23 protein-coding genes and 1 riboswitch are annotated in these 26,561 nt (G+C 60.3%); of the genes, 17 read left to right on the forward strand and 6 right to left on the reverse strand.

The annotated features are described in order from the left end of the window. Positions 1 to 31: 31 nt before the first annotated feature. Positions 32 to 850, forward strand: coding sequence for a M48 family metallopeptidase (locus tag AAEZ10_RS23070; RefSeq protein ID WP_016773242.1), 819 nt, complete (start codon positions 32 to 34; stop codon positions 848 to 850). A gap of 133 nt (positions 851 to 983) precedes the next feature. Here AAEZ10_RS23070 and AAEZ10_RS23075 read toward each other — a convergent pair whose 3' ends face one another. From AAEZ10_RS23075 to AAEZ10_RS23085, 3 genes are all read right to left on the reverse strand, one after another. Further along, positions 984 to 1,568 carry a TMEM165/GDT1 family protein gene (locus tag AAEZ10_RS23075; protein ID WP_041479980.1) on the reverse strand — a complete coding sequence of 195 codons (585 nt, stop codon included), beginning with the start codon at positions 1,566 to 1,568 and terminating at the stop codon, positions 984 to 986. A gap of 88 nt (positions 1,569 to 1,656) precedes the next feature. Then, positions 1,657 to 1,781, reverse strand: a riboswitch (yybP-ykoY riboswitch). Between the two features lie 39 nt (positions 1,782 to 1,820). Next, the gene (locus AAEZ10_RS23080) at positions 1,821 to 2,819 is read right to left on the reverse strand and encodes a methyltransferase (RefSeq protein ID WP_016773244.1); all 999 of its coding nucleotides are present in this window, start codon (positions 2,817 to 2,819) and stop codon (positions 1,821 to 1,823) included. Between the two features lie 32 nt (positions 2,820 to 2,851). Beyond that, complete coding sequence (locus AAEZ10_RS23085) at positions 2,852 to 3,817, reverse strand: 2-hydroxyacid dehydrogenase (RefSeq protein WP_350571144.1); 966 nt, start codon at positions 3,815 to 3,817, stop codon at positions 2,852 to 2,854. Between the two features lie 286 nt (positions 3,818 to 4,103). On the opposite strand from AAEZ10_RS23085, the gene AAEZ10_RS23090 reads away from it, so the two are divergent. The 7 genes from AAEZ10_RS23090 to AAEZ10_RS23120 all read left to right on the forward strand — a co-directional run bounded on the left by AAEZ10_RS23090 (position 4,104) and on the right by AAEZ10_RS23120 (position 14,773). After that, positions 4,104 to 4,733, forward strand: coding sequence for a LysE family translocator (locus AAEZ10_RS23090; RefSeq protein WP_122507850.1), 630 nt, complete (start codon positions 4,104 to 4,106; stop codon positions 4,731 to 4,733). Positions 4,734 to 4,999: 266 nt separating this feature from the next. Further along, entirely contained in the window at positions 5,000 to 6,682 is a 1,683-nt protein-coding gene (locus AAEZ10_RS23095; protein ID WP_350571146.1) for a fatty acid--CoA ligase, read from the forward strand. Between the two features lie 337 nt (positions 6,683 to 7,019). Next, positions 7,020 to 8,909, forward strand: a complete 1,890-nt coding sequence (locus AAEZ10_RS23100) for a DUF1302 domain-containing protein (protein WP_073473478.1) — start codon at positions 7,020 to 7,022, stop codon at positions 8,907 to 8,909. 27 nt (positions 8,910 to 8,936) lie between these two features. Continuing rightward, positions 8,937 to 10,301: a DUF1329 domain-containing protein gene (locus tag AAEZ10_RS23105; protein ID WP_024014265.1), complete on the forward strand. Its 1,365-nt coding sequence runs from the start codon at positions 8,937 to 8,939 to the stop codon at positions 10,299 to 10,301. Positions 10,302 to 10,476: 175 nt separating this feature from the next. Then, positions 10,477 to 13,212, forward strand: coding sequence for a winged helix-turn-helix domain-containing protein (locus tag AAEZ10_RS23110; protein ID WP_151551831.1), 2,736 nt, complete (start codon positions 10,477 to 10,479; stop codon positions 13,210 to 13,212). Positions 13,213 to 13,272: 60 nt separating this feature from the next. Continuing rightward, a complete protein-coding gene (locus AAEZ10_RS23115; RefSeq protein ID WP_350571149.1) occupies positions 13,273 to 13,917 on the forward strand; it encodes an MBL fold metallo-hydrolase in 645 nt (214 codons plus the stop codon). A gap of 121 nt (positions 13,918 to 14,038) precedes the next feature. Continuing rightward, the gene (locus tag AAEZ10_RS23120) at positions 14,039 to 14,773 is read left to right on the forward strand and encodes a YiaD family glycine zipper/OmpA-like lipoprotein (protein ID WP_071173556.1); all 735 of its coding nucleotides are present in this window, start codon (positions 14,039 to 14,041) and stop codon (positions 14,771 to 14,773) included. A gap of 226 nt (positions 14,774 to 14,999) precedes the next feature. Here the strand turns inward: AAEZ10_RS23120 and AAEZ10_RS23125 are convergent, their stop codons facing one another. Then, positions 15,000 to 15,434, reverse strand: a complete 435-nt coding sequence (locus AAEZ10_RS23125) for a Z-ring associated ZapG family protein (protein ID WP_016773251.1) — start codon at positions 15,432 to 15,434, stop codon at positions 15,000 to 15,002. Between the two features lie 144 nt (positions 15,435 to 15,578). Between AAEZ10_RS23125 and AAEZ10_RS23130 the strand changes: the two genes are divergently transcribed. The 3 genes from AAEZ10_RS23130 to zapE all read left to right on the forward strand — a co-directional run bounded on the left by AAEZ10_RS23130 (position 15,579) and on the right by zapE (position 18,773). Further along, complete coding sequence (locus AAEZ10_RS23130; RefSeq protein ID WP_051600784.1) at positions 15,579 to 16,208, forward strand: alpha/beta hydrolase; 630 nt, start codon at positions 15,579 to 15,581, stop codon at positions 16,206 to 16,208. A 24-nt stretch (positions 16,209 to 16,232) separates the two neighbouring features. Further along, entirely contained in the window at positions 16,233 to 17,588 is a 1,356-nt protein-coding gene (locus AAEZ10_RS23135) for a tryptophan--tRNA ligase (protein WP_350571152.1), read from the forward strand. A gap of 90 nt (positions 17,589 to 17,678) precedes the next feature. After that, positions 17,679 to 18,773 (forward strand): cell division protein ZapE, encoded by a 1,095-nt coding sequence (gene zapE / locus AAEZ10_RS23140; protein WP_016773254.1) that lies wholly within the window; start codon positions 17,679 to 17,681, stop codon positions 18,771 to 18,773. A gap of 222 nt (positions 18,774 to 18,995) precedes the next feature. On the opposite strand, the gene AAEZ10_RS23145 is transcribed toward zapE, so the two are convergent. Next, positions 18,996 to 19,892: a GlxA family transcriptional regulator gene (locus tag AAEZ10_RS23145; protein WP_162999820.1), complete on the reverse strand. Its 897-nt coding sequence runs from the start codon at positions 19,890 to 19,892 to the stop codon at positions 18,996 to 18,998. A gap of 250 nt (positions 19,893 to 20,142) precedes the next feature. Between AAEZ10_RS23145 and AAEZ10_RS23150 the strand changes: the two genes are divergently transcribed. Then, positions 20,143 to 21,279: an acyl-CoA dehydrogenase family protein gene (locus AAEZ10_RS23150; protein ID WP_122706655.1), complete on the forward strand. Its 1,137-nt coding sequence runs from the start codon at positions 20,143 to 20,145 to the stop codon at positions 21,277 to 21,279. A 156-nt stretch (positions 21,280 to 21,435) separates the two neighbouring features. On the opposite strand, the gene AAEZ10_RS23155 is transcribed toward AAEZ10_RS23150, so the two are convergent. Further along, the gene (locus AAEZ10_RS23155) at positions 21,436 to 22,476 is read right to left on the reverse strand and encodes an NADP(H)-dependent aldo-keto reductase (protein WP_273526183.1); all 1,041 of its coding nucleotides are present in this window, start codon (positions 22,474 to 22,476) and stop codon (positions 21,436 to 21,438) included. A 244-nt stretch (positions 22,477 to 22,720) separates the two neighbouring features. Here AAEZ10_RS23155 and rplM point away from each other — a divergent pair, with 244 nt between their 5' ends. From rplM to AAEZ10_RS23180, 5 genes are all read left to right on the forward strand, one after another. Continuing rightward, positions 22,721 to 23,149 (forward strand): 50S ribosomal protein L13, encoded by a 429-nt coding sequence (gene rplM, locus AAEZ10_RS23160; RefSeq protein ID WP_003228062.1) that lies wholly within the window; start codon positions 22,721 to 22,723, stop codon positions 23,147 to 23,149. Positions 23,150 to 23,163: 14 nt separating this feature from the next. After that, positions 23,164 to 23,556, forward strand: a complete 393-nt coding sequence (gene rpsI, locus AAEZ10_RS23165) for a 30S ribosomal protein S9 (protein WP_003228056.1) — start codon at positions 23,164 to 23,166, stop codon at positions 23,554 to 23,556. 273 nt (positions 23,557 to 23,829) lie between these two features. Next, positions 23,830 to 24,423: a ubiquinol-cytochrome c reductase iron-sulfur subunit gene (gene petA, locus AAEZ10_RS23170; RefSeq protein WP_007917031.1), complete on the forward strand. Its 594-nt coding sequence runs from the start codon at positions 23,830 to 23,832 to the stop codon at positions 24,421 to 24,423. Next, positions 24,423 to 25,634: a cytochrome b gene (locus tag AAEZ10_RS23175; protein WP_024014252.1), complete on the forward strand. Its 1,212-nt coding sequence runs from the start codon at positions 24,423 to 24,425 to the stop codon at positions 25,632 to 25,634. Before petA ends, AAEZ10_RS23175 begins: the two co-directional genes overlap by 1 nt. Continuing rightward, a complete protein-coding gene (locus AAEZ10_RS23180; RefSeq protein WP_024014251.1) occupies positions 25,634 to 26,416 on the forward strand; it encodes a cytochrome c1 in 783 nt (260 codons plus the stop codon). Before AAEZ10_RS23175 ends, AAEZ10_RS23180 begins: the two co-directional genes overlap by 1 nt. Positions 26,417 to 26,561 lie beyond the last annotated feature (145 nt).

A 26,561-nucleotide genomic window follows, 5' to 3' on the forward strand; every position in this document is an offset into this window, starting at 1 on the left:
GATACGCCTCAGGTTTTCAGGGAGCTTTTGAATGAACAAGACATTAGTAGTAAGTGCTTTGAGCGCAGCGCTGTTGCTGGCCGGTTGTCAGTCGGTCAACACCACCAGCGGCGGTGCCGTGGGCGTGGAGCGCAAGCAGTACATGTTCAGCATGCTGTCCTCGCAAGAGGTCGATCAGATGTACGCGCAGTCGTATCAGAAGACCGTCGGCGAGGCGTCGAGCAAAGGTGTGCTGGACAAGACCAGCCCGGAAGCCAAACGCGTGCAGACCATCGCCAACCGCTTGATCGCCCAGGCGCCAACCTTCCGCCCGGACGCGGCGCAGTGGCAATGGGAAGTCAATCTGATCAAGAGCGATGAGCTCAACGCCAACTGCGGTCCCGGCGGCAAGATCATCTTCTACACCGGGCTAATCGACAGTCTGAAACTCACCGACGATGAAATCGCTGCGGTCATGGGCCATGAAATCGCCCACGCCCTGCGCGAGCACGGTCGTGAAGCGATGTCCAAGGCATACGGGATGGAGATGGCGAAGCAGGGCGCCGGTGCCTTGTTCGGTCTGGGCCAGGACAGCCTGGCGCTGGCCGACACCGTGGCCAACTACGGCATGACCTTGCCCAACAGCCGCGCCAACGAAAACGAAGCCGACCTGATCGGCCTGGAACTGGCCGCCCGCGCCGGTTACAACCCGAACGCGGCAATCACCCTGTGGGACAAGATGAGCAAGGCTTCCGAAGGCGCGCCACCGGAATTCATGAGCACCCACCCGGCATCCAGCAGCCGCATTGCTGCGTTGCAGGCAGCGATTCCGAAAGTGATGCCGCTGTACGAAAAAGCCCCGAAGTCCTGAGATTGACGGGGTCATGATCGTTCCCACGCTCTGCGTGGGAATGCCGCAAGGGACGCTCCGCGTTCCAAGCGGGACGCAGAGCGTCCCCGGCTGCATTCCCACGCGGAGCGTGGGAACGATCCTTCTCTCAGGGTTAAACCCAGCCGCTGCTCTGCATCGCTTTATAAACCGCAACAATCGCCAGAATCATGAACGCCGAAGCCGCGAGGCGGCGGATCAGGGTCAGCGGCAGTTTCTCTGCAGCAAAGTTACCCGCCAGGACCACCGGCACGTTGGCAATCAGCATGCCCACGGTGGTGCCGATAATCACCAGCCACAGTTCCGGATATTGCGCGGCGAGCATCACCGTGGCGATCTGCGTCTTGTCGCCGATTTCCGCGAGGAAGAACGCGATCAGCGTGGTCAGGAACGGCCCGAACTTGCGCGCCGTGCTGGCTTCGTCGTCATCCATTTTGTCCGGGACCAGGGTCCACAGCGCCGTGGCGGCGAAGCTGGCGGCGAGGATCCAGTGCAGGACGGCGTCGGAGAAGAAACTGCCGACCCAGGCACCTACCGCACCAGCTGCTGCGTGGTTGGCCAAAGTCGCGGCGACAATCCCGGCAATGATCGGCCAGGGTTTGCGAAAGCGAGCGGCGAGAATCAGCGCGAGCAGTTGCGTCTTGTCGCCGATTTCGGCCAAGGCAACGATAGCGGTGGGAACGAGTAGCGAGTCCAGCATCAGGGATTTCCTAAGGGGCGGGTCGACACGGCTATGACACGTACAGCCTTCCCGCCCCGGGTAAGGTGTGCGTGTCATAGGTCTTGTCAAACCCTGCGATCCGTCTGTTGCGGACGCTTGGGTCGCATACGCCATGATCTGAGGATCAAGTGTGTTGACGTATGCCGGACGAGCTTGGTGCTCGTGGGAGACTACTCCCCTAGGACGGAGCGGATTCTGCCTAGGCAAATCCGATTGGGCAAGAACAAATTTTCAACCGCGCTTGGCCCGGTAAATCCGGAAACCATTGCCTTCAGCCTTGATCGCACACACGCCCAAGTGCTCCTCGATCAACGGCTGATACTTGAGAAAGCTGTTCGCCACAAGGCGCAGTTCGCCACCGTTTTTCAGATGTTTAGCCGCTTTTCGCAGCAGGTTCTCCGTAGCGAAATAATCGGTGTGCACGCCGACATGGAATGGCGGATTGCTCAGAATCGCGCTCAAACCCATCGGCGCGGCGTCGATGCCGTCGCCGGTCAGCACTTCGGCTTCCAGGCCATTGGCAGCCAGGGTCAGACGGCTGCTGGCGGCGGCGAACGCGTCGACATCCAGCAACGTCACCTGATTGTGCGGATAGCGACGTTTCACCGCAGCCCCGAGCACGCCGGCGCCGCAACCGAAATCGAGCAGATGGCCGCTCGGCAGTTTGTCCAGATGCTCCAGCAGCAGGGCGCTGCCGCGATCCAGGCGCCCATGGCTGAACACGCCCGGCAGGCTGATGACTTTCAACGGCCCTTCGGCCAGCGGCAGTTCGTAGGTCTGCGCCAGGCTTTCCAGCGGTTTCGCTTCAGGCGCATTGGCCACGGTGACTTGCCAGAGCTGGCAGTGGCGAGCGCTGTCGAGTTTGCGCGGCTTGCCGAACGGGTTGAGCTGTTTGGACGCGCCTTCGATGCCGCTGCGTTTTTCCCCGACCAGAAACACCTCGCGCCCGGCCAGACGCGACGCCACGGCGTTGAGGATGTAATCGGTCAGGTCCTTTGACTTGGGCAGGAACACCACAGCGCTGTCGAACTCGCGCTCCGGGACATTCACGCCGAACTGGCTGCGGCCCTCGAAACGCGCGTCCAGTGCGGCTTGGTCGCCAGCGTGCCAGCACCAGCCGAACGCATTCGGCAGACGCCCGAGCAGATCATCGGCGGGCAGGCCGGCCAACAGCAGCGAACCCTGGAATAACTCGGCCTGACGAAGCAGTACTTCACTGCGCGGATCCATAACTGCTCCTTGAAAAAAAGTGCCGCAGTTTATCAACTGACGACCCGCAGCGCCTCACTGCTGAAGAACGCCTGGGCGTTTTCGCTCAGTTGCCCGACGATCCGCTGGCGCGCCTCGCGACTGCCCCAAGCGTTATGCGGGGTGACGATCAGGCGCGGGATATCGGCGGCGAGCAGCGGATTGCCCTGGGTCGGTGGCTCGACACTCAACACATCGGTCGCCGCACCGCCGAGGTGACCGCTGCGCAAAGCGTCGGCCAGCGCCTGCTCATCAATCAGGCCGCCGCGGGCGGTATTGACCACAAATGCGCCGGGCTTCATCGCGGCCAGTTCGCCGGCGCCGATGAAGTTCCGGGTGTGCTCGTTGAGCGGGCAGTGCAGGGTCAGGGCGTCGATCTGCGGCAGCAGTTCTTTCAGCGGCAAGCGATCCGGTCGCGCCGGGCGCCCCGGAATCTGCCCGAGCAACACACGCATGCCGAACGCTTCGGCCAATCGCGCCACGGCGCCACCGAGCTCGCCATGGCCGAGCAGGCCAAGGGTTTTGCCTTGCAGTTCGACGATCGGGTAGTCGAGCAGACAGAACTGTTTCGCCTGTTGCCAGCGGCCTGCGCCCACAGCCTTTTGATAGTCGGCCAGGCGTGTGGCGAGGTTGAGCAACAGCATGATCGTGTGTTGCGCCACCGACGGCGTGCCGTAAGCCTGGCAATTGCACACGGTGATGCCGTGAGCGCGGGCGGCAGCGAGGTCGACGTTGTTGGTGCCGGTGGCGCTGATCAGGATCAGTTTCAGTTGCGGGTTGGCAGCCATTGCAGCGGCGTCGATCACGACTTTGTTGGTGATCGCCACACTGGCGCCGTGCAGGCGTTCGCTGACCTGTTCCGGCAGAGTCTGGGCGAACAGCTGCAAGTCGCTGAAGCATTCGCGCAACGGACCGAGGTCCAGATCGCCGAGATCCAGCGAAGGGTGATCAAGGAATACCGCGCGGCGCATGTTCGTCATCAACTGTACCTTTTGTGCTGTGAGCGGAGGGCGTACTCTGCCGAGCCTACCAGATGAAACAAATCGTTACGCTGACCCCGCAGCGGACACATAACCTTGTGGCGAGGGGATTTAGCGAAACGTCGCACCGCCCCGATCGGCTGCGCAGCAGTCGCAAAATCATTGCCTGCGGGCCAGACAGAAGTTTTTGGGGCTCCTTCGCAACCCAACGGGGATGAATCCCCTCGCCACCGGACTGTGTTCTTTACAGATTTTTTATTGACCAAGCTGCCCCAAAGGAGCCCCCATGTACTGGACCGAGTTCTTGACCGTTGCCCTGATCCATCTGCTCGCCGTTGCCAGCCCCGGCCCGGACTTTGCCGTGGTCGTGCGCGAGAGCGTGACCCATGGGCGCCGCGCCGGCACCTGGACCGCGCTGGGCGTGGGCTCGGCGATTTTCCTGCATGTCGGCTATTCGTTGCTCGGCATCGGTCTGATCGTGTCGCAGTCGATCGTGCTGTTCAACGCGCTGAAGTGGGCGGCGGCGGCTTACCTGCTGTACGTCGGCTTCAAGGCCTTGCGCGCACAACCGGCGAAAACCGTCACCGATGACTTGCACCGGGAAACCGGCGTACGCACCGCGCGGGGCGCGTTTACCTCGGGCTTCGTCACCAACGGTCTGAACCCGAAAGCCACGCTGTTTTTCCTTTCGCTGTTCACCGTGGTGATCAACCCGCACACACCGCTGGCGGTGCAGGCCGGTTACGGCGTTTACCTGGCGGTGGCGACGGCGATCTGGTTCTGCCTGGTGGCGATGCTGTTCAGCCAGCAACGCGTGCGCGCCGGCTTCGCCCGCATGGGCCACTGGTTCGACCGCACCATGGGTGCCGTGCTGATTGCTCTCGGCGTGAAAATCGCGTTCACCGAGATGCATTGAGAACTGGAATACATCAATCCCTGTGGGAGCGAGCCTGCTCGCGAAAGCGCCAGTCCAGTCACCAAAAGTGTCGACTGACCCGACGCCTTCGCGAGCAGGCTCGCTCCCACCGGTCGTGTTTTCTTCAATTTCGGCCCGAAATGCTGGCGCAAAGCTAGCATTTGTACGGCTCTGCAAATCATTCCTTTGGCTGATTTGACTGTCATGCAGGCGCACTAGAGTACGCATCTCTCCGCCAACACCGTGCAGTCAGAAAAGGGATTCTTATGTTGCAGACTCGGGTCATTCCGCCGGCCGATGGGGCCTACCAGTATCCATTGCTGATCAAACGGCTGCTGATGTCCGGCGCCCGTTACGAGAAAACCCGCGAAATCATCTACCGCGACCAGTTGCGCTACAGCTATCCGACCCTGATCGAGCGGGTTGCGCGGCTGGCCAATGTGCTGACGGCTGCCGGCGTCAAGGCTGGTGACACCGTGGCGGTGATGGACTGGGACAGCCACCGTTATCTGGAATGCATGTTCGCCATTCCGATGATCGGCGCGGTGATCCACACCATCAACGTGCGCCTGTCGCCGGAGCAGATCCTCTACACCATGAACCACGCCGAGGACCGCTTCGTGCTGGTCAACAGCGAGTTCGTCGGGCTGTATCAGGCCATCGCGCCGCAGCTGATCACGGTGGAGAAAACCCTGCTGCTGACCGATCTCCCGGAGAAAACCGCAGAGCTGCCGAACCTCGTCGGCGAATATGAGCAACTGCTGGCCGCTGCGAGTGCGCAATACGATTTTCAGGACTTCGACGAAAACTCGGTCGCCACCACGTTCTACACCACCGGCACCACGGGCAATCCGAAAGGCGTGTATTTCACCCATCGGCAACTGGTGCTGCACACCATCGGCGTGGCGACGATCATGGGTTCGATCGACAGCGTACGCCTGCTCGGCACCAACGATGTGTACATGCCGATCACGCCGATGTTCCACGTTCACGCCTGGGGTTTGCCTTACGTGGCGACCATGCTCGGGCTCAAGCAGGTTTATCCGGGGCGCTACGATCCGGAGTATCTGGTGGAGTTGTGGCGCAAGGAGAAGGTCACCTTTTCCCATTGCGTGCCGACCATCCTGCAGATGCTGCTCAACGCCAAAGCCGCGCAGGGTGCCGACTTCGGCGGCTGGAAAATCGTCATCGGCGGCAGCGCACTCAATCGCAGTCTTTATGAAAACGCCAAGGCCCGTGGCATTCAGCTGACAGCCGCTTACGGCATGTCGGAAACCGGGCCGCTGGTGTCCTGCGCGCACCTCAACGACGAACTGATGGCCGGCAGCGAAGACGAGCGCACCACTTACCGGATCAAGGCCGGCGTGCCGGGGCCGTTGGTCGAAGCGGCGATTGTCGACGGCGAGGGCAATTTCCTTCCGGCCGACGGCGAAACCCAGGGCGAACTGGTGCTGCGCGCGCCATGGCTGACCGAAGGTTATTTCAACGAGCCGCAGAAGGGCGCCGAGCTCTGGGCCGGTGGCTGGTTGCACACCGGTGACGTCGCCACGCTCGACAGCATGGGCGTGATCGATATTCGTGATCGCATCAAGGACGTGATCAAGACCGGCGGCGAGTGGATCTCCTCACTCGACCTCGAAGACCTCATCAGCCGGCATGCGGCGGTACGCGAAGTAGCAGTGGTGGGCATCGCCGATCCCCAGTGGGGCGAGCGCCCGTTTGCCTTGCTGGTGGTCCGCGAAGGGCAGGTGATCGGTGCACGGGAACTGAAGGAACACCTCAAGCCGTTCGTCGAGCTGGGGCACCTGAGCAAGTGGGCGATCCCCAGTCAGATCGCCCTTGTTACCGAAATTCCCAAGACCAGTGTCGGCAAGCTCGACAAGAAGCGCATCCGCCTCGACATCACCGAATGGCAGGCCAACAACAGCACCTTCCTTTCGACTCTATGAGTGTCTGCTGGCGCGCCGAAACCGGCGCGCCAGACCCACCAAGCAAGCGCTTGGCTTGTGAAATCGAAAAAATCAGCCATCCTTGCCGTGCCGACTTGTGTCGGACTGGCGAAAGGACTGTTCCAGAGTGGTTGGCGGCTGCAAATCACACTTTAGAGGGATCAAGCACTACCACCCGCTGGCTATAGTCCGCTCAAGGACTTTTTAGAAACGGAGCACACGCACTGATCGGGGCGAGCAACTCTGGAGCGATTTCGGGCAGCCTTGGCGCCCGGTCCTCCACAGCGTTTTTAAAAGTACTCACTGCCATAACAATAATGCACATGGAGTAGCGTCGATGACCTCAGTAAACCAGTTCTGGCGCCGGGCGAAACTGCCTCTGGCGGTCAGTCTTGCCTCCTCGCTCGCCGGGCCTGCATTCGGCGTCAGTTTCAACGTCGGTGAAATCGAAGGCCAGTTCGACTCGTCCCTGTCGATCGGTGCCAGTTGGTCTACTCAGAGCCCGAACAAGAACCTTATCGGCGTCAACAACGGCGGCCGTGGCCTGTCGCAGACTTCCGATGACGGGCACGCCAACTTCAAGAGCGGCGAAACCTTTTCGAAGATCTTCAAGGGTATCCATGACCTTGAATTGAAATACGGCGACACCGGCGTGTTCGTCCGTGGCAAGTACTGGTACGACTTCGAACTGAAGGACGAGAGCCGCCAGTTCAAGGACATCAGCGACAGCAACCGCAAAGAGGGCGCCAAGTCCTCCGGCGGGCAGATCCTCGACGCCTTCGTCTACCACAACTATGCGATTGCCGATCAGCCGGGCTCCGTGCGTCTGGGCAAGCAGGTAGTGAGCTGGGGTGAAAGTACCTTCATCGGCGGCGGCATCAACTCGATCAACCCGATCGACGTCTCCGCGTTCCGTCGTCCGGGCGCCGAGATCAAGGAAGGCCTGATTCCGGTCAACATGTTCTACGTGTCGCAGAGCCTCACCGATAACCTCTCGGCCGAAGCGTTCTACCAACTGGAATGGGACCAGACCGTCGTCGACAACTGCGGCACCTTCTTCTCCCAGCCGGACATCGTTGCTGACGGTTGCGACAGCAATCTGCGCGTACTGAACAAGCGTTCGCAGATTCCGGCGATCGCTTTGGGGCCGTTGGCCGCCAACGGTGTGAACGTCGACCAAGAAGGCGTGCTGGTGCGCCGTGGGCCGGACCGTGACGCGCGCGACAGCGGTCAGTGGGGCGCGTCCCTCAAATACATGTTCGAGCCACTCGACACCGAGTTCGGCGCGTACTTCATGAACTACCACAGCCGTGCGCCGATCTTCAGTGCAACCGGCGCACCGCAGTCGGTCTACAACACTGCCGCCGCGCTGCCGGGGCCGTTCGCTGCACTCGCACCGCTGCTGGTCGCGGGCAATTCGAATTACTTCATCGAATACCCGGAAGACATTCGTCTCTACGGCCTGAGTTTCTCCACCACCCTGCCTACCGGTACGGCGTGGAGCGGTGAGATCAGCTACCGTCCGAACGCGCCGGTACAACTGAACTCCACCGACATCCTGTTTGCCGGCGTGCGTCCATTGGGCGGTGCACTGACCAACGCTTCGCTGCTGACCGGCGTGCCGGGTCAGGATCTGCATGGCTATGAGCGCAAGGAAATCACCCAGATCCAGACGACGTTCACGCACTTCTTCGATCAGGTCATGGGCGCCAGCCGTCTGACCCTCGTCGGTGAAGTCGGTGCGACCTACGTCGGTGGCCTGGAAAGCCGTTCTGACAAACGCTATGGCCGCGATCCGGTCTACGGTCCGGGTGAGTTGCCTGCTACTGGCACAGTCGATACCTGCGCCAACATCCTCAACAACAGCACCATCAACGGCGCAGGTCCCGGTTCGCCGCAGAACAACCGCAGCCGCAATTGCGAAAACGACGGTTTCACCACGTCGATGTCGTGGGGCTACCGTGGTCGGGCGATCTGGGAATACAACGACGTGTTTGCCGGTGTGAACCTGAAGCCGAACGTGGCCTGGTCCCACGACGTCAGCGGTTACTCGCCAGGCCCTGGCGGCAACTTCGAGGAAGGTCGCAAAGCGGTCAGCCTGGGCGTCGACGCCGAATACCAGAACACCTACACCGCGAGCCTGGCCTACACCAATTTCTTCGACGGCAAGTACACCACCGTGGATGACCGCGACTTCGTGGCGCTCAGCTTCGGCGTGAACTTCTAAGCACTGCATTTCAGGACGAACGAATTTATGAAAATAACAAAGAGTCTGTTCCACGCCGGTGTTCTGGGCCTGTCGCTGCTGGCGACCAGTGTCATGGCGGCGGTGCCTGCTGCCGAAGCGGATAAACTGGGCAAGAGCCTGACGCCGATGGGCGCGGAAATGGCCGGTAATGCTGACGGTTCGATCCCGGCCTGGAAACCGCTGCCGAAGAATGCCGGCAGCGTCGACAGCAAAGGCTTCCTGTCCAACCCTTACGCCAGTGAGCAACCGCTGTTCACCATCACTGCCAAGGATGTCGACAAGTACAAGGACAAGCTTGCCCCGGGCCAGTACGCGATGTTCAAGCGCTACCCGGAAACCTTCAAGATGCCGGTCTATCCGTCCCATCGCGGCGCCACCGTGCCGGATGACGTGTTCGCCGCGATCAAGAAGAACGCCACCAGCACCAACCTGGTGTCCGGCGGCAACGGTCTGGAAAACTTCGATACCGCCGTGCCGTTCCCGATCCCGAAAACCGGTGTGGAAGTGATCTGGAACCACATCACCCGCTATCGCGGCGGCAGCGTGACCCGTCTGGTGACCCAGGCCACGCCACAACCGAACGGCTCGTACAGCCTGGTGTACTTCCAGGATCAGTTCGTATTCCGCGACAAGATGAAGGACTACGATCCGGCGAACCCGGGCAACATCCTGTTCTACTTCAAGCAGAAAGTGACTGCGCCGGCGCGTCTGGCCGGTGGCGTATTGCTGGTGCACGAGACGCTCGATCAGGTCAAGGAGCCGCGTTCGGCGTGGGTCTACAACGCCGGTCAGCGTCGTGTGCGCCGTGCACCGCAAGTGTCGTATGACGGCCCGGGTACTGCCGCCGACGGCCTGCGTACCTCCGACAACCTCGACATGTACAACGGTGCGCCGGATCGTTACGACTGGAAGCTCGAAGGCAAGAAAGAGATGTACATCGCCTCCGACAGCTACAAGCTCGACGATCCGAAACTGAAGTACTCGGACATCATCAAGGCCGGTCACATCAACCAGGACCTGGCTCGCTACGAGCTGCGCCGCGTCTGGCACGTGGTCGCGACCCTGAAGGAAGGCCAGCGCCACATCTACGCCAAGCGTGACTTCTACATCGACGAGGACACCTGGCAGGCAGCGGTCATCGACCACTATGACGGTCGTGGCCAACTGTGGCGTGTAGCCGAGGCACATGCCGAGAACTACTACGACAAGCAAGTGCCGTGGTACGCCCTCGAAACCCTCTACGACCTGCAGTCCGGCCGTTATCTGGCACTGGGCATGAAGAACGAAGAGAAGCAGGCGTATGACTTCGGCTTCACCGCCACCACCAGCGACTTCACTCCGGCCGCCCTGCGTCAGGATGGTGTTCGCTAAACCTGCGTAAACCCGAGGCCGCATCCTCGTGAAAACGCCCCGACCGGTTCGGGGCGTTTTTGTGTCTGTAGCCTTTTTGTAGCCATTTGTAGCAGTGACCTTCATTACCTCTTCGTTTAAGGCTAGGCTGCGGACATCTGCAACGCCGCCAATCGCCTTCGAACAAGAGCCGGCCATGACTGATCTGTCCCCACTTCCGGGTCCCGCAAGCATCACCGTCGCAGCACTGGACGGGCGTTTTTTTCGCCCACCGCTGCCTGACGGCTATGTCTTGCGGCCGCGCCTTTGCCAGCGTCTGCAGGCCGGGCTCGGAGGTCGGTTGCTGCTGGTCAGCGCCCCGGCCGGGTTCGGCAAAAGCTCGCTGGCGGTGGAGTTCTGTCAGAGCCTGCCGGCGCACTGGCAAAGTCTCTGGCTGGGCTTGAGCCCACGGGACAGCGATCCCGGACGTTTTCTTGAGCGCTTGCTCGAAGGTCTGCAGGACTATTTTCCTGCGTTGGGCGCTGGTGCCCTCGGCCTGTTGAAAATGCGTCAGCGCCATCAGCCGTTTGCTTTCGAAGAATGGCTCGACGGTCTGCTCGATGAGCTGGCGCTGCATCTCGATCCTGCTGCACCGCTGCTGCTGGTGCTCGACGACTACCACCTCGCCCAAGGGCCGGTGCTGGATCGTTGCCTGCAATTTTTCCTCAATCATCTGCCCGATGGCTTGCTGGTGATGGTCACCAGCCGTCAGCGCCCGGACTGGCATCTGGCGCGTCTGCGCCTGTCGCGGCAGTTGCTCGAGCTGCACGAACAGGATTTGCGCCTGACCCACGACGAAGCCCTGACCTTGCTCGACCGCCACAGCAGCTCACTGCGCGGCGAAGCACTGGAAAGCCTGATCCAGCGCAGCGAAGGCTGGGTCGCCGGCCTGCGCTTCTGGCTGCTGGCGGTGGCCGAGGCGGGCAATGATGCCGCGCTGCCGCAAGCATTGAACGGCGGCGAAGGGTTGATCCGCGATTATCTGCTCGAAGAAGTCATCGATTGCCTGCCGGCCGAAGTGCAATCGTTTCTCTACGAAACAGCTCCGCAGGAGCGCTTTTGCAGCGAGCTGTGCGACGCCGTCCGCGAAGCCCATGACAGCGCCGAGATCCTGCGCTTTCTCCTCGCTCACCAAGTGTTTCTGGTGCCGCTGGACGAGCACGGTCACTGGTACCGCTATCACCATTTGTTTTCTGACTTGTTGCGCAGCCGGCCAATCGCCCAGGCGATGGTGCCCAACGCTACCCTGCATTTGCGCGCCTGCCGCTGGTTCAACGCACAGGGCTTGCTCGACGAAGCGGTGGAGCAGGCGTTGCGTGCCGGGCATCTCGATGTCGCGGCAAATCTGGTACAGAACCTCTCCGAAGAGCAACTGCTCGCTGAGCAGAACGTCGGCATGCTGCTGCGCTGGAAAATGGACTTGCCCGACAGTCTGCTGATCAGCACGCCTCGGCTGATCGTGCTCTACAGCTGGGCGCTGGGGCTGGCCTGTCAGCTCGATGCCGCTGAAGAGCTGGCAAGCCATTTGAGCCGTTTCCTGCCGGCGCCTTCGGCCACTGCGCAGAAATCCATGCTGGCGCAATGGCTGGCGCTGAGCGGGATCATCGCTCGCGGACGCGGCCATCGCGAACTGACCCTGCGCTATTGCAGTGAAGCGCTGGAGAGCCTGCCGGCCAAGCGTTATGGCCAGCGGCTGATGTGCCTGTCGACCTTGTCCAATCTGGCGATCGCGGACGGCGATCTGTGGCGCGCCCGTGGCCTGAACCGTGAATCCCTCGAGCTGGCACAGCGGGTCGGCAATCCATTATTCGAAGCACTGGCGCACTACGACAGGGCGCGGGTTCTGCAATCACGGGGCGAGATTCTGCGTGCGCTGGATGAAGTGCATCAGGGCCTGGAACGCTTGCGCGGTCTGTCGCCGCAACGACTGTACGCCGTGCGCGCACGGCTGACGTTGTACGAAGGTTTCCTGCTGGCGATGCGTTTGCAGCCGCAGGCTGCACGCGTACGCCTGCTGGCCGGCATTGGCGAAGCGCGCGCCTGTCGCGACATCAGCGTGCTGATCGGCCACTGCGTGATTGCCCGCCTCGACGGCGCCAGCGGCGAGTTCGCCAAGGCCTTCGCCGAACTCGCCGAGGCCGAACGCCTGATGCACATCTGGGACGTACCGCCGATTTACTATCTGGCGATGATCACTCTGGTCAAATGCGAGCTGTGGCTGGCTCAGGGCCGGATTGATCTTGCCGAGGCGTGGCTTGCACGATTGGGCCAGACCTACACCGGCGAAAACGCTGCGGCACCGCCGGAATTCCATCCGCAACTGCCGTTGCATGTGGAGCTGCAACAGGCGCTGCTCGATGTGATTCAGGGGCAGCCGATGCTCGCCGAAGGGCGGTTAAACGTGTTGCATGAAAACGGCCAGCGGACCGGACGCCAGTTGCTCAGTGTGATGGCGTTGACGCAGAAGGTGGCGCTGTTGCTGTCGAGTGGACGCGAGCCCGAGGCGCGCAAAACCTTGAATCTGGCGCTGGAAGCTGCCGCCGGCGGCGTCTTCCAACCCTTCGATGCGCTGCTGAAAAACCAAACCGACTGGATGCGCGGACAACTGCAGACGCTCACTTGCAACGCGGTGAGCCAGCAATTGCTCACGCATTTTCCAACAGCTGCGCCGCGACCGAGCGTAGAAAACTCAACTACCGAACAACTCAGCAGCCGGGAATTGGCGGTGCTGCGCCTGATCGCTCAAGGCTGTTCCAATCAGGAAATCAGCGAGCAGTTGTTCATTTCCCTGCACACCGTGAAAACCCATGCCAGCCATATCAACAGCAAGCTCGGGGTTGAGCGGCGTACGCAGGCAGTGGCGCGGGCGAAGGCGTTGGGGTTATTGCTCTAGCGACGGTAAAATTCGCCATCGGCCGTTGCCAACGGCGTTGACCCTGTCCAGGATTTTTCCATGACCACGCCCAGCCCTGCACTTATCCGCGAAACCTTCCCCGTCGGCCCATTGCAGTGCAACTGCACCATCATCGGCGACCCGCTCACAAAAAAAGCCATCGTCGTCGATCCCGGCGGCAACCCTGATCTGATCATGGCGCGCCTCGACGCCCATGGCCTGAAAGTCGTCAGCATCATCCATACCCACGCGCATCTCGATCACTTTCTCGCTTCAGGGCAGATGAAGGAGAAAACCGGTGCGACCCTGCATCTGCACAAGGAAGACCAGTTCCTCTGGGACAACCTTGAAATGCAATGCCAGATGTTCGGCGTGCCGTACACCCCGGTGCCGTCGCCGGATCGTTGGCTGAGCGATGACGAAGAACTCGCCTGCGGTTGCGGCGTGGCCCTGCACACGCCGGGACATACACCCGGTTCCATGAGCTTCTGGTTTTTCGAGGCTAAGCTGTTGATAGCCGGCGACACGCTGTTTCGTCGCGGGGTAGGGCGCACGGATTTGTGGGGTGGCGATCAGGCGACCATCGTGCGTTCAATCAAGCAGAGGCTGTATACGCTGGACGAGGACGCAACGGTTATCACCGGGCACGGTCCGGATACGCGTCTGGGTGATGAGATGCGCGAGAACCCGTTTGTGCGTGCCTGAATTTTTTGTCACGGGTGTGCGGCGGAATTTTTGCGCATTGTCATGATCCAACGCCCGCGCAGGTCCATTGATTGATCAGTGGCCGCTGCACCACAGAATGCAAAAAGACCAGGAGCTCTCCATGTTCACCACGCGTCGTTTGATTATTGTCGCTACTGCCGTGGCCGTGCTGTCCGGCTGCGCCTCGCCCAATCCGTATGACAATCAGGGTCAGGCCGACGGTGGCTCGCAAGGCATGAGCAAAACCGCCAAATACGGTGGCCTCGGTGCGCTGGCCGGTGCACTCGCCGGTGCCGCCATCGGCCACGACAACCGTGGCAAGGGCGCCTTGATCGGCGCTGCCGTGGTCGGTGCTTCCGCAGCAGGCTACGGCTACTACGCCGACCAGCAGGAAAAGAAACTGCGCGCGAGCATGGCCAACACTGGCGTTGAAGTGCAGCGTCAGGGCGATCAGATCAAGCTGATCATGCCGGGCAACATCACCTTCGCCACCGATTCGGCGAACATCGCTTCCAGCTTCTATCAACCGCTGAACAACCTGGCCAACTCGCTAAAAGAGTTCAACCAGAACCAGATCGAAATCGTCGGCTACACCGACAGCACCGGCAGCCGCCAGCACAACATGGACCTGTCCCAACGTCGTGCGCAGAGCGTGGCGACCTACCTGACCTCTCAAGGTGTCAGCGGTGCCAACCTGTCGGCCCGTGGCGCCGGCCCGGATAACCCGATTGCCAGCAATGGTGACGCCAATGGCCGCGCACAGAACCGCCGGGTCGAAGTCAATCTGAAGGCTATTCCGGGTCAGCAGTACGGTGGTCAGCAGCAACAGCCGGGTACGGTGCAGCAGTATCCATAAGCGATTGCCCGAATGAAGAAATGCCCGGTCCTGTGATCGGGCATTTTTTTGTTTCATCGGTGCGGACCCTTTCGCGAGCAGGCTCGCTCCCACATTTGAAATGCATTCCCCCTGTGGGAGCGAGCCTGCTCGCGAAGAGGCCGGCGAGGGCAGCGAAGATTGCAGATACAAAAAAGCCCCCGGACACATCACTGTCCGGGGGCTTTTTGTTCGCAGCGAAGACTGCTTACTTCTTCAAACCATAATGCTCATCGAGCATGCCAGGGGAATTTGGCGATTTCGGTGCATAGTCACGCGGTGGTTCCTGATCGCGCGGTGGCGTCAGGCGTTCACGTGGTGCCTGCGCTGCGTCGGCGTGCAGGGCGGCGATCAGGCGCTGGCGGGTCTGCTCGTCCAGGGCCAGACGATTGGCGCCCTCGGCGAGGTGGTCCTGCACTTCCTGATAGCTCTGGGTCAGCTTCTTGACCAGCATCGCGGTGCTGTTGAAGTGGGTGACCACCTCGTTTTGATAACTGTCGAAGCGCTCCTGGATATCATCCAGTTGACGCTGCGTGCGGCTCGGTGCGGCGTTCGGCGCAACGCGCGCGATCAGGAATCCAATGGCGACACCCACAACCAGGGCAAGAGTCGGTAACAACCAAACTAAGAGCGAGTGTTCCACGAGTCCTTCCTCTATAAACGGCTTTGCTTTACGTTAACGGCTCGAACCTGCGCTGTATACCGCGATTCACTCGCAATAGATTGGCACAGACAATTTGCTAGACGAGTCGACCCGATTCGAGGTCACGGAGTTCCTCCCTTGCTGATGCGTGAAACCCCTGTAGTGATTGACGGCCCTGTCGGCCAAATTGAGGCTTTGTATCTGGATAACGAGCAGCCGCGCGGCATCGCGCTGATCTGCCATCCGAACCCGGTGCAGGGCGGCACCATGCTCAACAAGGTCGTCTCGACCCTGCAGCGCACCGCGCGCGACGCAGGCCTGATCACCTTGCGTTTCAACTATCGCGGCGTCGGCGCCAGCCAGGGCACGCACGACATGGGCACCGGCGAAGTCGACGACGCCCAGGCCGCCGCCACATGGCTGCGCGAAAAGCACCCGGATCTGCCGCTGACCCTGTTCGGTTTCTCCTTCGGCGGATTTGTTGCAGCAAGTCTCGGCGGCCGTCTCGAAGCCCAAGGCGTGCAGCTTGCACACCTGTTCATGGTTGCCCCGGCGGTGATGCGTCTGGGCGAGCAGGATCAACTGCCGCAGCACGGCGGGTTGACCGTGATCCAGCCGGAAACCGATGAAGTCATCGATCCGCAACTGGTCTACCAGTGGTCGGAACAACTCCAGCGCCCCCATGAGCTGCTGAAAGTGGCAGAATGCGGACACTTTTTTCACGGCAAGCTGACCGATCTCAAGGATCTGCTGCTGCCGCGTCTCTCGAATTGATTGCAGTCTGACAAGCGATTACCCATGACCAACCGTACCCGCATTCTCACCGGCATCACCACCACCGGCACGCCGCACCTGGGCAACTACGCCGGCGCGATTCGCCCGGCAATCCTCGCCAGCCGCGACAGCCAGGCCGATTCGTTCTATTTCTTGGCCGACTACCACGCCCTGATCAAATGCGATGACCCGCTGCGCATCCAGCGCTCGCGTCTGGAAATCGCCGCGACCTGGCTGGCCGGTGGTCTGGACGTTGATCGCGTGACCTTCTACCGCCAGTCCGACATCCCAGAAATCCCCGAGCTGACCTGGCTGCTGACTTGCGTCGCCGCCAAGGGCCTGCTCAACCGTGCGCACGCGTACAAGGCCTCGGTGGACAAGAACGTTGAAACCGGTGAAGACCCGGATGCCGGCATCACCATGGGCCTGTACAGCTATCCGGTGCTGATGGCCGCGGACATTCTGATGTTCAACGCGCACAAGGTGCCGGTCGGTCGCGATCAGATTCAGCACGTGGAAATGGCCCGTGATATCGGTCAGCGTTTCAACCATCTGTTCGGCCAGGGCAGAGAGTTCTTCACCATGCCCGAAGCGCTGATCGAAGAAAGTGTGGCCACCTTGCCGGGCCTCGACGGTCGCAAGATGTCGAAGAGCTACGACAACACCATTCCGCTGTTCTCCAGCGCCAAGGAAATGAAGGACGCGATCTCGCGGATCGTCACCGACTCCAAGGCGCCGGGCGAAGCGAAAGATCCCGATAATTCGCACCTGTTCACTCTGTTCCAGGCCTTCGCCACACCGGCGCAGGCCGATGAATTCCGCGGTGAGCTGCTCGGTGGTCTGGGCTGGGGTGAGGCGAAGAATCGCCTGTTCCAGTTGCTCGACAACGATCTCGGCGAAGCGCGCGAGAAGTATCACCAGTTGATCGAGCGTCCTGCGGACCTGGAAGACATCCTGCAGATCGGTGCGAAGAAGGCCCGCGCCGTGGCCACGCCGTTCCTCAACGAATTGCGCGAAGCCGTTGGCCTGCGTTCCTTCGTCAATCAGGTTCAGGTCGCCGCGACTACCAAGAAAAAAGCCGCGAAAACCGCGCGTTTCGTCAGCTTCCGCGAGGACGACGGCAGCTTCCGATTCCGTCTGCTGGCGGCCGATGGCGAGCAATTGCTGCTGTCGCGCAACTTCGCCGACGGCAAAACTGCCGGCCAGGTGACCAAACAGTTGCAGTCCGGCGAGCCGCTGGACGTGCGTACTGAAGAATTGAGCTTCAGCGTCTGGCTGGCCGGTGAGTGCGTCGGCGACAGCCCGGCCTTCGCCGACGCTGCCGCGCGAGACGCCGCCATCGAGGCGTTGCGCGTCGCACTGACTCCAGCTCAAGACTGATCGGCGGCACGACCCGACCAAGGGCCGATTGCCATTCCCACAGGCCGTCGCTACAGTGACGGCCCGTTTTTGTTGCCTTGCTAACGAATTATGACGCCCCTAGAACGATATCAAGCTGATCTGAAACGCCCGGACTTCTTCCATGACGCCGCGCAGGAAACTGCTGTGCGTCACTTGCAGCGTCTGTACGACGACTTGATCGCCGCTGACCAGAACAAGCCGGGTTTGCTCGGCAAGCTGTTTGGCAAAAAGGATCAGGCACCGGTCAAGGGCCTGTATTTCTGGGGCGGCGTCGGTCGCGGCAAGACTTACCTGGTCGACACCTTCTTCGAAGCGTTGCCGTTCAAGGAAAAGACCCGCACACACTTCCACCGCTTCATGAAGCGCGTGCACGAAGAAATGAAGACCCTGGGCGGCGAGAAGAACCCGCTGACCATCATCGCCAAGCGCTTCGCGGCCGAGTCGCGGGTGATCTGCTTCGATGAATTCTTCGTCTCCGACATCACCGACGCGATGATCCTCGGCACGCTGATGGAAGAACTGTTCAAGAACGGCGTGACCCTCGTCGCGACGTCGAACATCGTTCCGGACGGCCTGTACAAGGATGGCCTGCAGCGCGCGCGCTTCCTCCCGGCGATCGCGCTGATCAAGCAGAACACCGAGATCGTCAACGTCGACAGCGGTGTCGATTATCGTCTGCGTCACCTCGAGCAAGCCGAGCTGTTCCACTATCCGCTCGACGAAGCCGCGCACGAAAGCCTGCGCAAGAGCTTCAAGGCGCTGACGCCGGAGTGCACGGCGGCGGTGGAAAACGATGTGCTGATCATCGAGAACCGCGAAATCCGCGCTCTGCGCACCTGCGACGACGTGGCCTGGTTCGACTTCCGCGAACTGTGCGACGGCCCGCGCAGCCAGAACGACTACATCGAACTGGGCAAGATCTTCCACGCCGTGCTGCTCAGCGGCGTCGAGCAGATGAGCGTCACCACCGACGACATCGCCCGGCGCTTCATCAACATGGTTGACGAGTTCTACGACCGCAACGTCAAACTGATCATTTCTGCCGAAGTCGAGCTGAAGGATCTGTACACCGGCGGACGCCTGACCTTCGAGTTCCAGCGCACGCTGAGCCGACTGCTGGAGATGCAATCTCACGAATTCCTGTCGCGGGCGCACAAGCCTTAAACGGAGTTTCGGCAACGAACAAGGCCTGCGATTGCAGGCCTTTTTATGCGCTGAAGTTTTTCCCTGTGGGAGCGAGCCTGCTCGCGAAGGCGCAGTAACTGATCGTTCCCACGCTCCGCGTGGGAATGCATCCCGTGACGCTCCGCGTCACTTGCGAGCCGGACGCAGAGCGTCCAGTGGCGGCATTCCCACGCAGAGCGTGGGAGCGATCATCAGGCCGGGTTACGCAGCCTGCTGAAACTGCTGCCGATACTGATTCGGCGACAGCTCGGTGTGCTGGCGGAACAGTCGCGCGAAGAAGCTCGCATCGTCGTAACCGACCTCATAACTGATGGTCTTGATGCTCTTGCGCGTGCCCGAAAGCAGGCCCTTGGCCGTTTCGATGCGCAGGCGCTGCAAGTAGTGCAGCGGTTTGTCGCCGGTGGCGGTCTGGAAGCGGCGCATGAAGTTGCGGATGCTCATGCCGTGCTCGCGGGCGACGTCTTCGAAGCGGAACTTGTCGGCGAAATGTTCTTCGAGCCACTGCTGGATCTGCAGGATGATCACGTCCTGATGCAGCTTCTGCCCACCAAAACCGATACGTCCCGGCGAATAGCTGCGCTGCACTTCGTAGAGAATGTCGCGGGCTACGGCTTGCGCCACGTTCGCGCCGCAGAAGCGCTCGATCAGATAAATGTAGAGATCGCAGGCCGAGGTGGTGCCGCCGGCGCAGTAAAGATTGTCGGCGTCGGTCAGGTGCTTGTCCTGATTCAGATAGACCTTGGGAAAGCGCTCGGCGAAGGCATTGAAGAAGCGCCAGTAGGTGGTCGCTTCCTTGCCGTTGAGCAGCCCGGCTTCGGCGAGCCAGAACACCCCGGTGGCTTCGCCGCATAACACCGCGCCGCGCGCATGCTGTTCGCGCAGCCACGGCAGGATTTGCGGGTAACGGCTGCACAGCGTGTCGAAATCGTCCCAGAACGCCGGGAGGATGATCACGTCGGCGTTTTCCAGGCCGCCGTCGACCGGCATCACTACGTCGCTGAAGCTTTTTACCGGTTTGCCATCCGGGCTGACCAGGCGAGTTTCGAACGCCGGAGTCAGGCCGTGGCCCAGTTGTTTGCCGTAACGCAGGCTGGCCACATGGAAAAAATCCTTGGCCTGCATGAGGGTGTAAGCGAAAACCCGGTCGATGGCCAGGATGCTGACGCGCCGCAAGGGCGGGGAGACGTGCTTAGACATAATTCAACTTTTGTTTTGTTTTTATAAGGGAAAGTGGTCACCAGACGGCTGGATCGTCTTATTTTTTGTCGGATGTGTCCAGTGTCCCATAGCAGGAGTCGGGCTTAGTCTCTGAGAGCCGTATCCCTCCAACAACAAAGAAAGGTGCCGCATGATCCCCAGAACCCTGTTCAGCTCCGAGCACGAATTGTTCCGCGACAGCGTGCGAACTTTCCTCGAAAAAGAGGCCGTGCCGTATCACGCGCAGTGGGAGAAGCAGGGACACATTGATCGCGCGCTGTGGAACAAGGCGGGGGAGGCGGGGATGCTCTGTTCGCATCTGCCGGAAGAGTACGGCGGGCTCGGCGCGGATTTCCTCTACAGCACCGTGGTGATTGAAGAAGTCGGGCGTCTGGGACTGACCGGCATCGGCTTTTCGCTGCACTCGGACATCGTCGCACCGTACATCCTGCATTACGGCAGCGAGGCGCTGAAACACAAATACCTGCCGAAACTGGTCTCGGGGGAAATGGTCACGGCGATCGCCATGACCGAGCCTGGCGCCGGTTCCGACCTGCAAGGGGTGAAAACCACGGCGGTGCTCGACGGTGACGAATATGTGATCAACGGTTCGAAAACCTTTATCACCAACGGCTTTCTGGCTGACCTGGTGATCGTGGTGGCCAAGACCGACCCGAAGGCCGGTGCCAAGGGCACCAGCCTGTTTTTGGTGGAGGCGAATACGCCGGGCTTCGAGAAGGGCAAGCGCCTGGAGAAGGTCGGCATGAAGGCGCAGGACACCTCGGAACTGTTCTTCCAGGACGTGCGCGTGCCGAAGGAAAACCTTCTCGGCCAGGCGGGGGCCGGGTTTGCCTATCTGATGCAGGAGTTACCGCAAGAGCGCCTGACCGTGGCGATTGGCGGCCTGGCCTCGGCTGAAGCGGCGTTGCAATGGACGCTGGATTACACCCGTGATCGCAAGGCGTTCGGCAAGGCGATTGCCGACTTTCAGAACACCCGCTTCAAACTGGCCGAAATGGCTACAGAGATCCAGATCGGCCGGGTTTTTGTCGACCGCTGCCTGGAGCTGCATCTGCAAGGCACACTCGATGTGCCGACGGCGGCAATGGCCAAATACTGGGGCACCGACCTGCAATGCAAAGTGCTCGACGAGTGCGTGCAACTGCATGGCGGCTACGGCTTCATGTGGGAATACCCGGTGGCCCGGGCGTGGGCGGATGCGCGGGTGCAGCGGATTTATGCCGGCACCAATGAAATCATGAAGGAGATTATTGCGCGGTCGCTTTGATGATCGTTCCCACGCTCTGCGTGGGAATGCCGCCGGGGACGCTCCGCGTTCCGCTGTTGAGGTAATCCGACTGGCCTCTTCGCGAGCAGGCTCGCTCCCACAGGTACAGTGTTCCACTGTGGGAGCGAGCCTGCTCGCGAAGCTTTTGGCGGTCAGTTACGGCGCGGGATTCGGATGATCCTTGTGAATCGCCTCAATCCCGGCCAGCACTTCATCGGACAGTTTCAGATCAAAACTGGCAATGTTGCTGTCCAGTTGCTCAAGCGTCGTCGCGCCAATGATGTTGCTGGTGACGAAGGGTTGCTGGGTCACGAAGGCCAGGGCCATTTGCGCCGGATCCAGACCGTGTTCGCGGGCCAGTGCAACGTAACGGCTGCACGCCGCTTCGGATTGCGGGTTGAAATAGCGGCTGAAGCGGCTGTAGAGGCTCAGACGGCCTTTCGGTGGACGGGCGCCGCCTTCGTACTTGCCGGAGAGGAAGCCGAACGCCAGTGGCGAGTAGGCGAGCAGGCCGCACTGTTCGCGAATGGCGATCTCGGCCAGGCCGACTTCGAAGCTGCGGTTGAGCAGGTTGTACGGGTTCTGGATCGACACCGCACGCGGCCAGCCACGGGCTTCGGCCAGAGCGAGGAAGCGCATGGTGCCCCACGGCGTCTCGTTGGACAGACCGATGTGGCGGATCTTGCCGGCCTTCACCTGTTCGTCGAGGGCTTCGAGGGTGTCTTCCAGCGGCGTCAGGTTGGCTTCGATCTTGTGCTTGTAGCCCAGCTGTCCGAAAAAGTTGGTGCTGCGTTCCGGCCAGTGCAGTTGATACAGATCGATGTAATCGGTCTGCAGGCGCTTGAGGCTGCCGTCCAGCGCCTCGGTGATGTGCTGGCGGTTATGGCGCAGGTTCTTGTCGCGGATGTAATCGATGGTGTTGCCGGGGCCGGCGATCTTGCTGGCGAGGATCCACTCGGCGCGATCACCGCGACTCTTGAAGTAATTGCCGAGGTAGCGCTCGGTGGTGGCGTAGGTTTCGGCTTTTGGCGGCACCGGGTACATTTCGGCGGTGTCGAGGAAATTGATCCCGGCTTCCTTGGCCCTTTCGATCTGGGCGAAGGCTTCAGCCTCAGTGTTTTGCTCGCCCCAGGTCATGGTGCCGAGGCAGATTGCACTCACGTTCAGGTCGGTACGGCCTAGCTGGCGATAGTCCATCGGGTGCTCCTTGGGCAAAACAATCATAAAAGCAGGTTGAAAAATTTTTCGCAATCTGCATAATTGCCGACCTCTTTCTGCAGTGGAAGTGATGCGCCGCCGCCGAAGAATCTTGCCGTTGAACGGACGCGCCGACCCGAGCCCCCGAAAGCGTCTGTATCCGGCTGCCTTTGACTTGTCAAAGTACGCACTATTCAGTAAGATCCGCCGTCTTATTTACAGGCGGCCCCTGAGGCTATAAAGAATGAAAACTTTTACTGCTAAACCGGAAACAGTAAAGCGCGACTGGTTTGTCGTCGACGCTGCTGGTCAGACCCTGGGTCGTCTGGCCACCGAAATCGCGAGCCGTCTGCGTGGCAAGCACAAGCCTGAGTACACTCCTCACGTTGACACCGGCGACTACATCGTCGTCATCAACGCCGAGCAGATCCGTGTTACCGGCGCTAAAACCACTGACAAAATGTACTACTCCCACTCCGGTTTCCCGGGCGGCATCAAGTCGATCAACTTTGAAAAGCTGATCGCCAAAGCCCCTGAGCGCGTGATCGAGACCGCGGTTAAAGGCATGCTGCCTAAAAACCCACTGGGTCGCGACATGTACCGTAAGCTGAAAGTCTATGCGGGCGCTGCACACCCTCATACTGCTCAGCAGCCCCAAGAACTGAAGATTTAACGGAATAGTTCATTATGTCGGCGACTCAAAATTACGGCACTGGCCGTCGCAAGACCGCAACCGCACGCGTTTTCCTGCGTCCGGGTACTGGTAACATCTCCATCAACAACCGTTCGCTGGATAACTTCTTCGGCCGCGAAACTGCCCGCATGGTAGTTCGTCAGCCGCTGGAGCTGACCGAGACTGTCGAGAAGTTCGACATCTACGTCACCGTGATCGGCGGTGGTGTAAGTGGTCAGGCTGGCGCAATCCGCCACGGCATCACTCGCGCTCTGATGGACTACGACGAAACCCTGCGTAGCGCTCTGCGCAAAGCTGGCTTCGTTACCCGCGACGCCCGTGAAGTTGAACGTAAGAAAGTTGGTCTGCGTAAAGCGCGTAAGCGTCCGCAGTACTCGAAGCGTTAATTCCGCTTCCACGTTCAAAAAAGAACGCCCGCCTCCTCACGGAAGCGGGCGTTTTTTTATGCCTGCGATTTATCAAAGAATTGCGTTGTGACAACTTGCCACAGCCGTAGACCCCCTATACTCCAAGGCTTAAGGGGCTGAGCCCCGGGGAATTAACCTTGTCAGAATTGGGGGTTTTCATTACCATTCGGGCAAAATTTTTATAAGTAACATTTGATTTATTTAGTAGACGCCTGATTTAACAGGCCAAAAAAGCTGATGGGAGAGGACTGAATGAGCAATGACGGCGTGAATGCAGGCCGGCGTCGCTTCCTGGTGGCAGCCACATCCGTGGTGGGTGCTGCAGGAGCGGTGGGGGCTGCGGTCCCGTTCGTGGGGTCATGGTTTCCCAGTGCCAAGGCGAAAGCTGCCGGTGCACCGGTGAAAGTGAATGTCAGCAAAATCGAGCCAGGCCAGCAGATGATTGCTGAATGGCGCGGCCAGCCGGTGTTCATTGTCCGCCGTACCGAGGAAATCCTGGGGAATCTCAAGAAGATCGAGGGTCAGCTCTCCGATCCGACCTCCAAAAACTCCACGCAACCCACTTATGTCGACCCTGAAGTACGCTCGATCAAGCCGGAAATTCTCCTGCTGATCGGGATCTGTACGCACCTGGGTTGCTCACCGACCTTCCGTCCCGAAGTGGCACCTGCGGATCTGGGCAAGGACTGGGTCGGCGGCTATTTCTGCCCGTGCCACGGTTCCCACTACGATCTGGCTGGCCGCGTCTACAAGTCGCAACCTGCGCCTTTGAACCTGCCAGTTCCCCCGCATTCCTATGAGACCGATGACCTGATTGTCATTGGCGTCGATACGGAGAAAGCGTGATGAGCAAGTTCATGGATTGGGTTGATGCGCGCTTTCCCGCGACCAAAATGTGGGAAGACCATCTCAGCAAGTATTACGCACCAAAAAACTTCAACTTCTTCTATTTCTTCGGCTCGCTGGCGCTGCTGGTGCTGGTCAACCAGATCGTCACCGGTGTCTGGCTGACGATGAGTTACACGCCGTCGGCAGAAGAAGCCTTTGCTTCCGTTGAATACATCATGCGCGACGTCGAGTACGGCTCGATCCTGCGTCTGCTGCACTCGACCGGCGCTTCGGCGTTTTTCATCGTCGTCTATCTGCACATGTTCCGCGGCCTGCTCTACGGCTCGTACCAGAAACCGCGCGAGCTGGTCTGGGTGTTCGGCATGCTGATCTACCTGGCACTGATGGCCGAAGCGTTCATGGGCTATCTGCTGCCGTGGGGCCAGATGTCCTACTGGGGTGCCCAGGTGATCATCTCGCTGTTCGGTGCGATTCCGCTGATCGGCGATGACCTGACGCAGTGGATTCGTGGTGACTACCTGATCTCCGGAATCACTCTGAACCGCTTCTTCGCCTTGCACGTTGTCGCGCTGCCGATCGTGATTCTCGGTCTGGTGGTCTTGCACATTCTGGCGCTGCACGAAGTCGGTTCGAACAACCCTGATGGCGTCGATATCAAGAAGCACAAAGACGAAAACGGCATCCCTCTGGATGGCATTGCGTTCCACCCGTACTACACGGTGAAGGACATTGTCGGCGTTGTGGTGTTCCTGTTCATCTTCTGCTTCATTGTGTTCTTCTTCCCGGAAATGGGCGGCTACTTCCTCGAAAAACCTAACTTCGAGCCGGCCAACCCGTTCAAGACGCCTGAGCATATTGCCCCGGTCTGGTACTTCACGCCGTTCTACGCAATCCTGCGTGCGGTGCCGGACAAACTCCTGGGCGTTATCGCCATGGGTGCGGCGATTGCGGTGCTGTTCGTGCTGCCTTGGCTGGATCGCAGTCCGGTGAGATCGATGCGCTACAAGGGCTGGCTGAGCAAAATCTGGCTGGTGGTGTTCTGCATCTCCTTCGTGATTCTTGGCATCCTTGGCGTTCTGGCGCCGACGCCGGGGCGCACGTTGCTGTCGCAGGTCTGCACCTTCCTGTATTTCGCCTACTTCATTCTGATGCCGTTCTACACCCGGCTCGAGAAGACCAAACCGGTTCCGGAAAGGGTGACTGGCTGATGAAAAAGTTATTTCTTGCTCTGATTTTTGCTGCGCTGCCTTCCCTGGTTTTTGCTGCCGAGGGTCATGGTCCGGAACTGGAAAGTGTCGATATCGACGTCTCCGACAAAGCCGCCCTGCAGGATGGTGCGCGGACCTTTGCCAACTATTGCATGGGTTGCCACAGTGCCAAGTTCCAGCGTTACGAGCGCGTCGCCGATGACCTCGGCATTCCGCACGAGTTGATGCTGGAGAAGCTGGTGTTCACCGGTGCCAAGATTGGCGACCACATGAACATCGGCATGCAGCCGGCCGACGCCAAGACCTGGTTCGGCGCGGCGCCGCCGGACCTGACGCTGGTGGCACGGGTACGCGGCACCGACTGGCTCTACGGTTACTTGAAGTCGTTCTACGAAGACCCGGCGCGTCCATGGGGCGTGAACAACAAGGTCTTCCCGAACGTCGGCATGCCTAACGTGCTGGTCGGCCTGCAAGGTCGGCAGGTCGTCGGCTGCAAACAGGTGCAGATCGTCGAGGACGGCAAGAAGCAATACGATCCGCTGACCGGCACGCCGCTGACCCATGAAGCGTGCGATCAGTTGACCATCGTGCCGAAGTCCGGTGCTCTGAACGAAGAGCAGTTCGATGAGAAGGTCAAGAATCTGGTAACCTTCCTGGCTTACTCGGCTAACCCGGTTAAGCTGCAACATCAGCGCATCGGTACTTATGTCTTGCTGTACCTGGCGTTCTTCTTTGTGTTCGCCTACCTGCTCAAGCGTGAATACTGGAAAGACGTGCACTGATACGCTTCAAGCATTGCTGTTAATCGCGCGCGCCCAAGGGCGCCTCCGCTAAAGCAGGATCTGCTCAGTCAGACCCTGCGGGAGGTGCCCTCTGGGCGCGCGCGTTTTTCCGGTTCCGACAAATTCAACAAGCGAGGAGGATCGC

The organism is Pseudomonas sp. H26/SER47-MNA-CIBAN-0231 (assembly GCF_040310465.1).
Lineage (GTDB): Bacteria > Pseudomonadota > Gammaproteobacteria > Pseudomonadales > Pseudomonadaceae > Aquipseudomonas > Aquipseudomonas atacamensis.

Bases quoted from the DNA above. Each gene is read 5' to 3' on its own strand.
- AAEZ10_RS23105 (WP_024014265.1), top strand. From the start codon at position 8,937: ATGAAAATAACAAAGAGTCTGTTCCACGCCGGTGTTCTGGGCCTGTCG.
- petA (WP_007917031.1), top strand. From the start codon at position 23,830: ATGAGCAATGACGGCGTGAATGCAGGCCGGCGTCGCTTCCTGGTGGCA.
- AAEZ10_RS23070 (WP_016773242.1), top strand. From the start codon at position 32: ATGAACAAGACATTAGTAGTAAGTGCTTTGAGCGCAGCGCTGTTGCTG.
- AAEZ10_RS23095 (WP_350571146.1), top strand. From the start codon at position 5,000: ATGTTGCAGACTCGGGTCATTCCGCCGGCCGATGGGGCCTACCAGTAT.
- AAEZ10_RS23075 (WP_041479980.1), bottom strand. From the start codon at position 1,568: ATGCTGGACTCGCTACTCGTTCCCACCGCTATCGTTGCCTTGGCCGAA.
- AAEZ10_RS23135 (WP_350571152.1), top strand. From the start codon at position 16,233: ATGACCAACCGTACCCGCATTCTCACCGGCATCACCACCACCGGCACG.
- AAEZ10_RS23155 (WP_273526183.1), bottom strand. From the start codon at position 22,476: ATGGACTATCGCCAGCTAGGCCGTACCGACCTGAACGTGAGTGCAATC.
- AAEZ10_RS23130 (WP_051600784.1), top strand. From the start codon at position 15,579: ATGCGTGAAACCCCTGTAGTGATTGACGGCCCTGTCGGCCAAATTGAG.
- AAEZ10_RS23180 (WP_024014251.1), top strand. From the start codon at position 25,634: ATGAAAAAGTTATTTCTTGCTCTGATTTTTGCTGCGCTGCCTTCCCTG.
- AAEZ10_RS23175 (WP_024014252.1), top strand. From the start codon at position 24,423: ATGAGCAAGTTCATGGATTGGGTTGATGCGCGCTTTCCCGCGACCAAA.
- AAEZ10_RS23150 (WP_122706655.1), top strand. From the start codon at position 20,143: ATGATCCCCAGAACCCTGTTCAGCTCCGAGCACGAATTGTTCCGCGAC.
- rplM (WP_003228062.1), top strand. From the start codon at position 22,721: ATGAAAACTTTTACTGCTAAACCGGAAACAGTAAAGCGCGACTGGTTT.
- AAEZ10_RS23100 (WP_073473478.1), top strand. From the start codon at position 7,020: ATGACCTCAGTAAACCAGTTCTGGCGCCGGGCGAAACTGCCTCTGGCG.
- AAEZ10_RS23085 (WP_350571144.1), bottom strand. From the start codon at position 3,817: ATGACGAACATGCGCCGCGCGGTATTCCTTGATCACCCTTCGCTGGAT.
- AAEZ10_RS23080 (WP_016773244.1), bottom strand. From the start codon at position 2,819: ATGGATCCGCGCAGTGAAGTACTGCTTCGTCAGGCCGAGTTATTCCAG.
- zapE (WP_016773254.1), top strand. From the start codon at position 17,679: ATGACGCCCCTAGAACGATATCAAGCTGATCTGAAACGCCCGGACTTC.
- AAEZ10_RS23110 (WP_151551831.1), top strand. From the start codon at position 10,477: ATGACTGATCTGTCCCCACTTCCGGGTCCCGCAAGCATCACCGTCGCA.
- AAEZ10_RS23120 (WP_071173556.1), top strand. From the start codon at position 14,039: ATGTTCACCACGCGTCGTTTGATTATTGTCGCTACTGCCGTGGCCGTG.
- AAEZ10_RS23115 (WP_350571149.1), top strand. From the start codon at position 13,273: ATGACCACGCCCAGCCCTGCACTTATCCGCGAAACCTTCCCCGTCGGC.
- rpsI (WP_003228056.1), top strand. From the start codon at position 23,164: ATGTCGGCGACTCAAAATTACGGCACTGGCCGTCGCAAGACCGCAACC.
- AAEZ10_RS23090 (WP_122507850.1), top strand. From the start codon at position 4,104: ATGTACTGGACCGAGTTCTTGACCGTTGCCCTGATCCATCTGCTCGCC.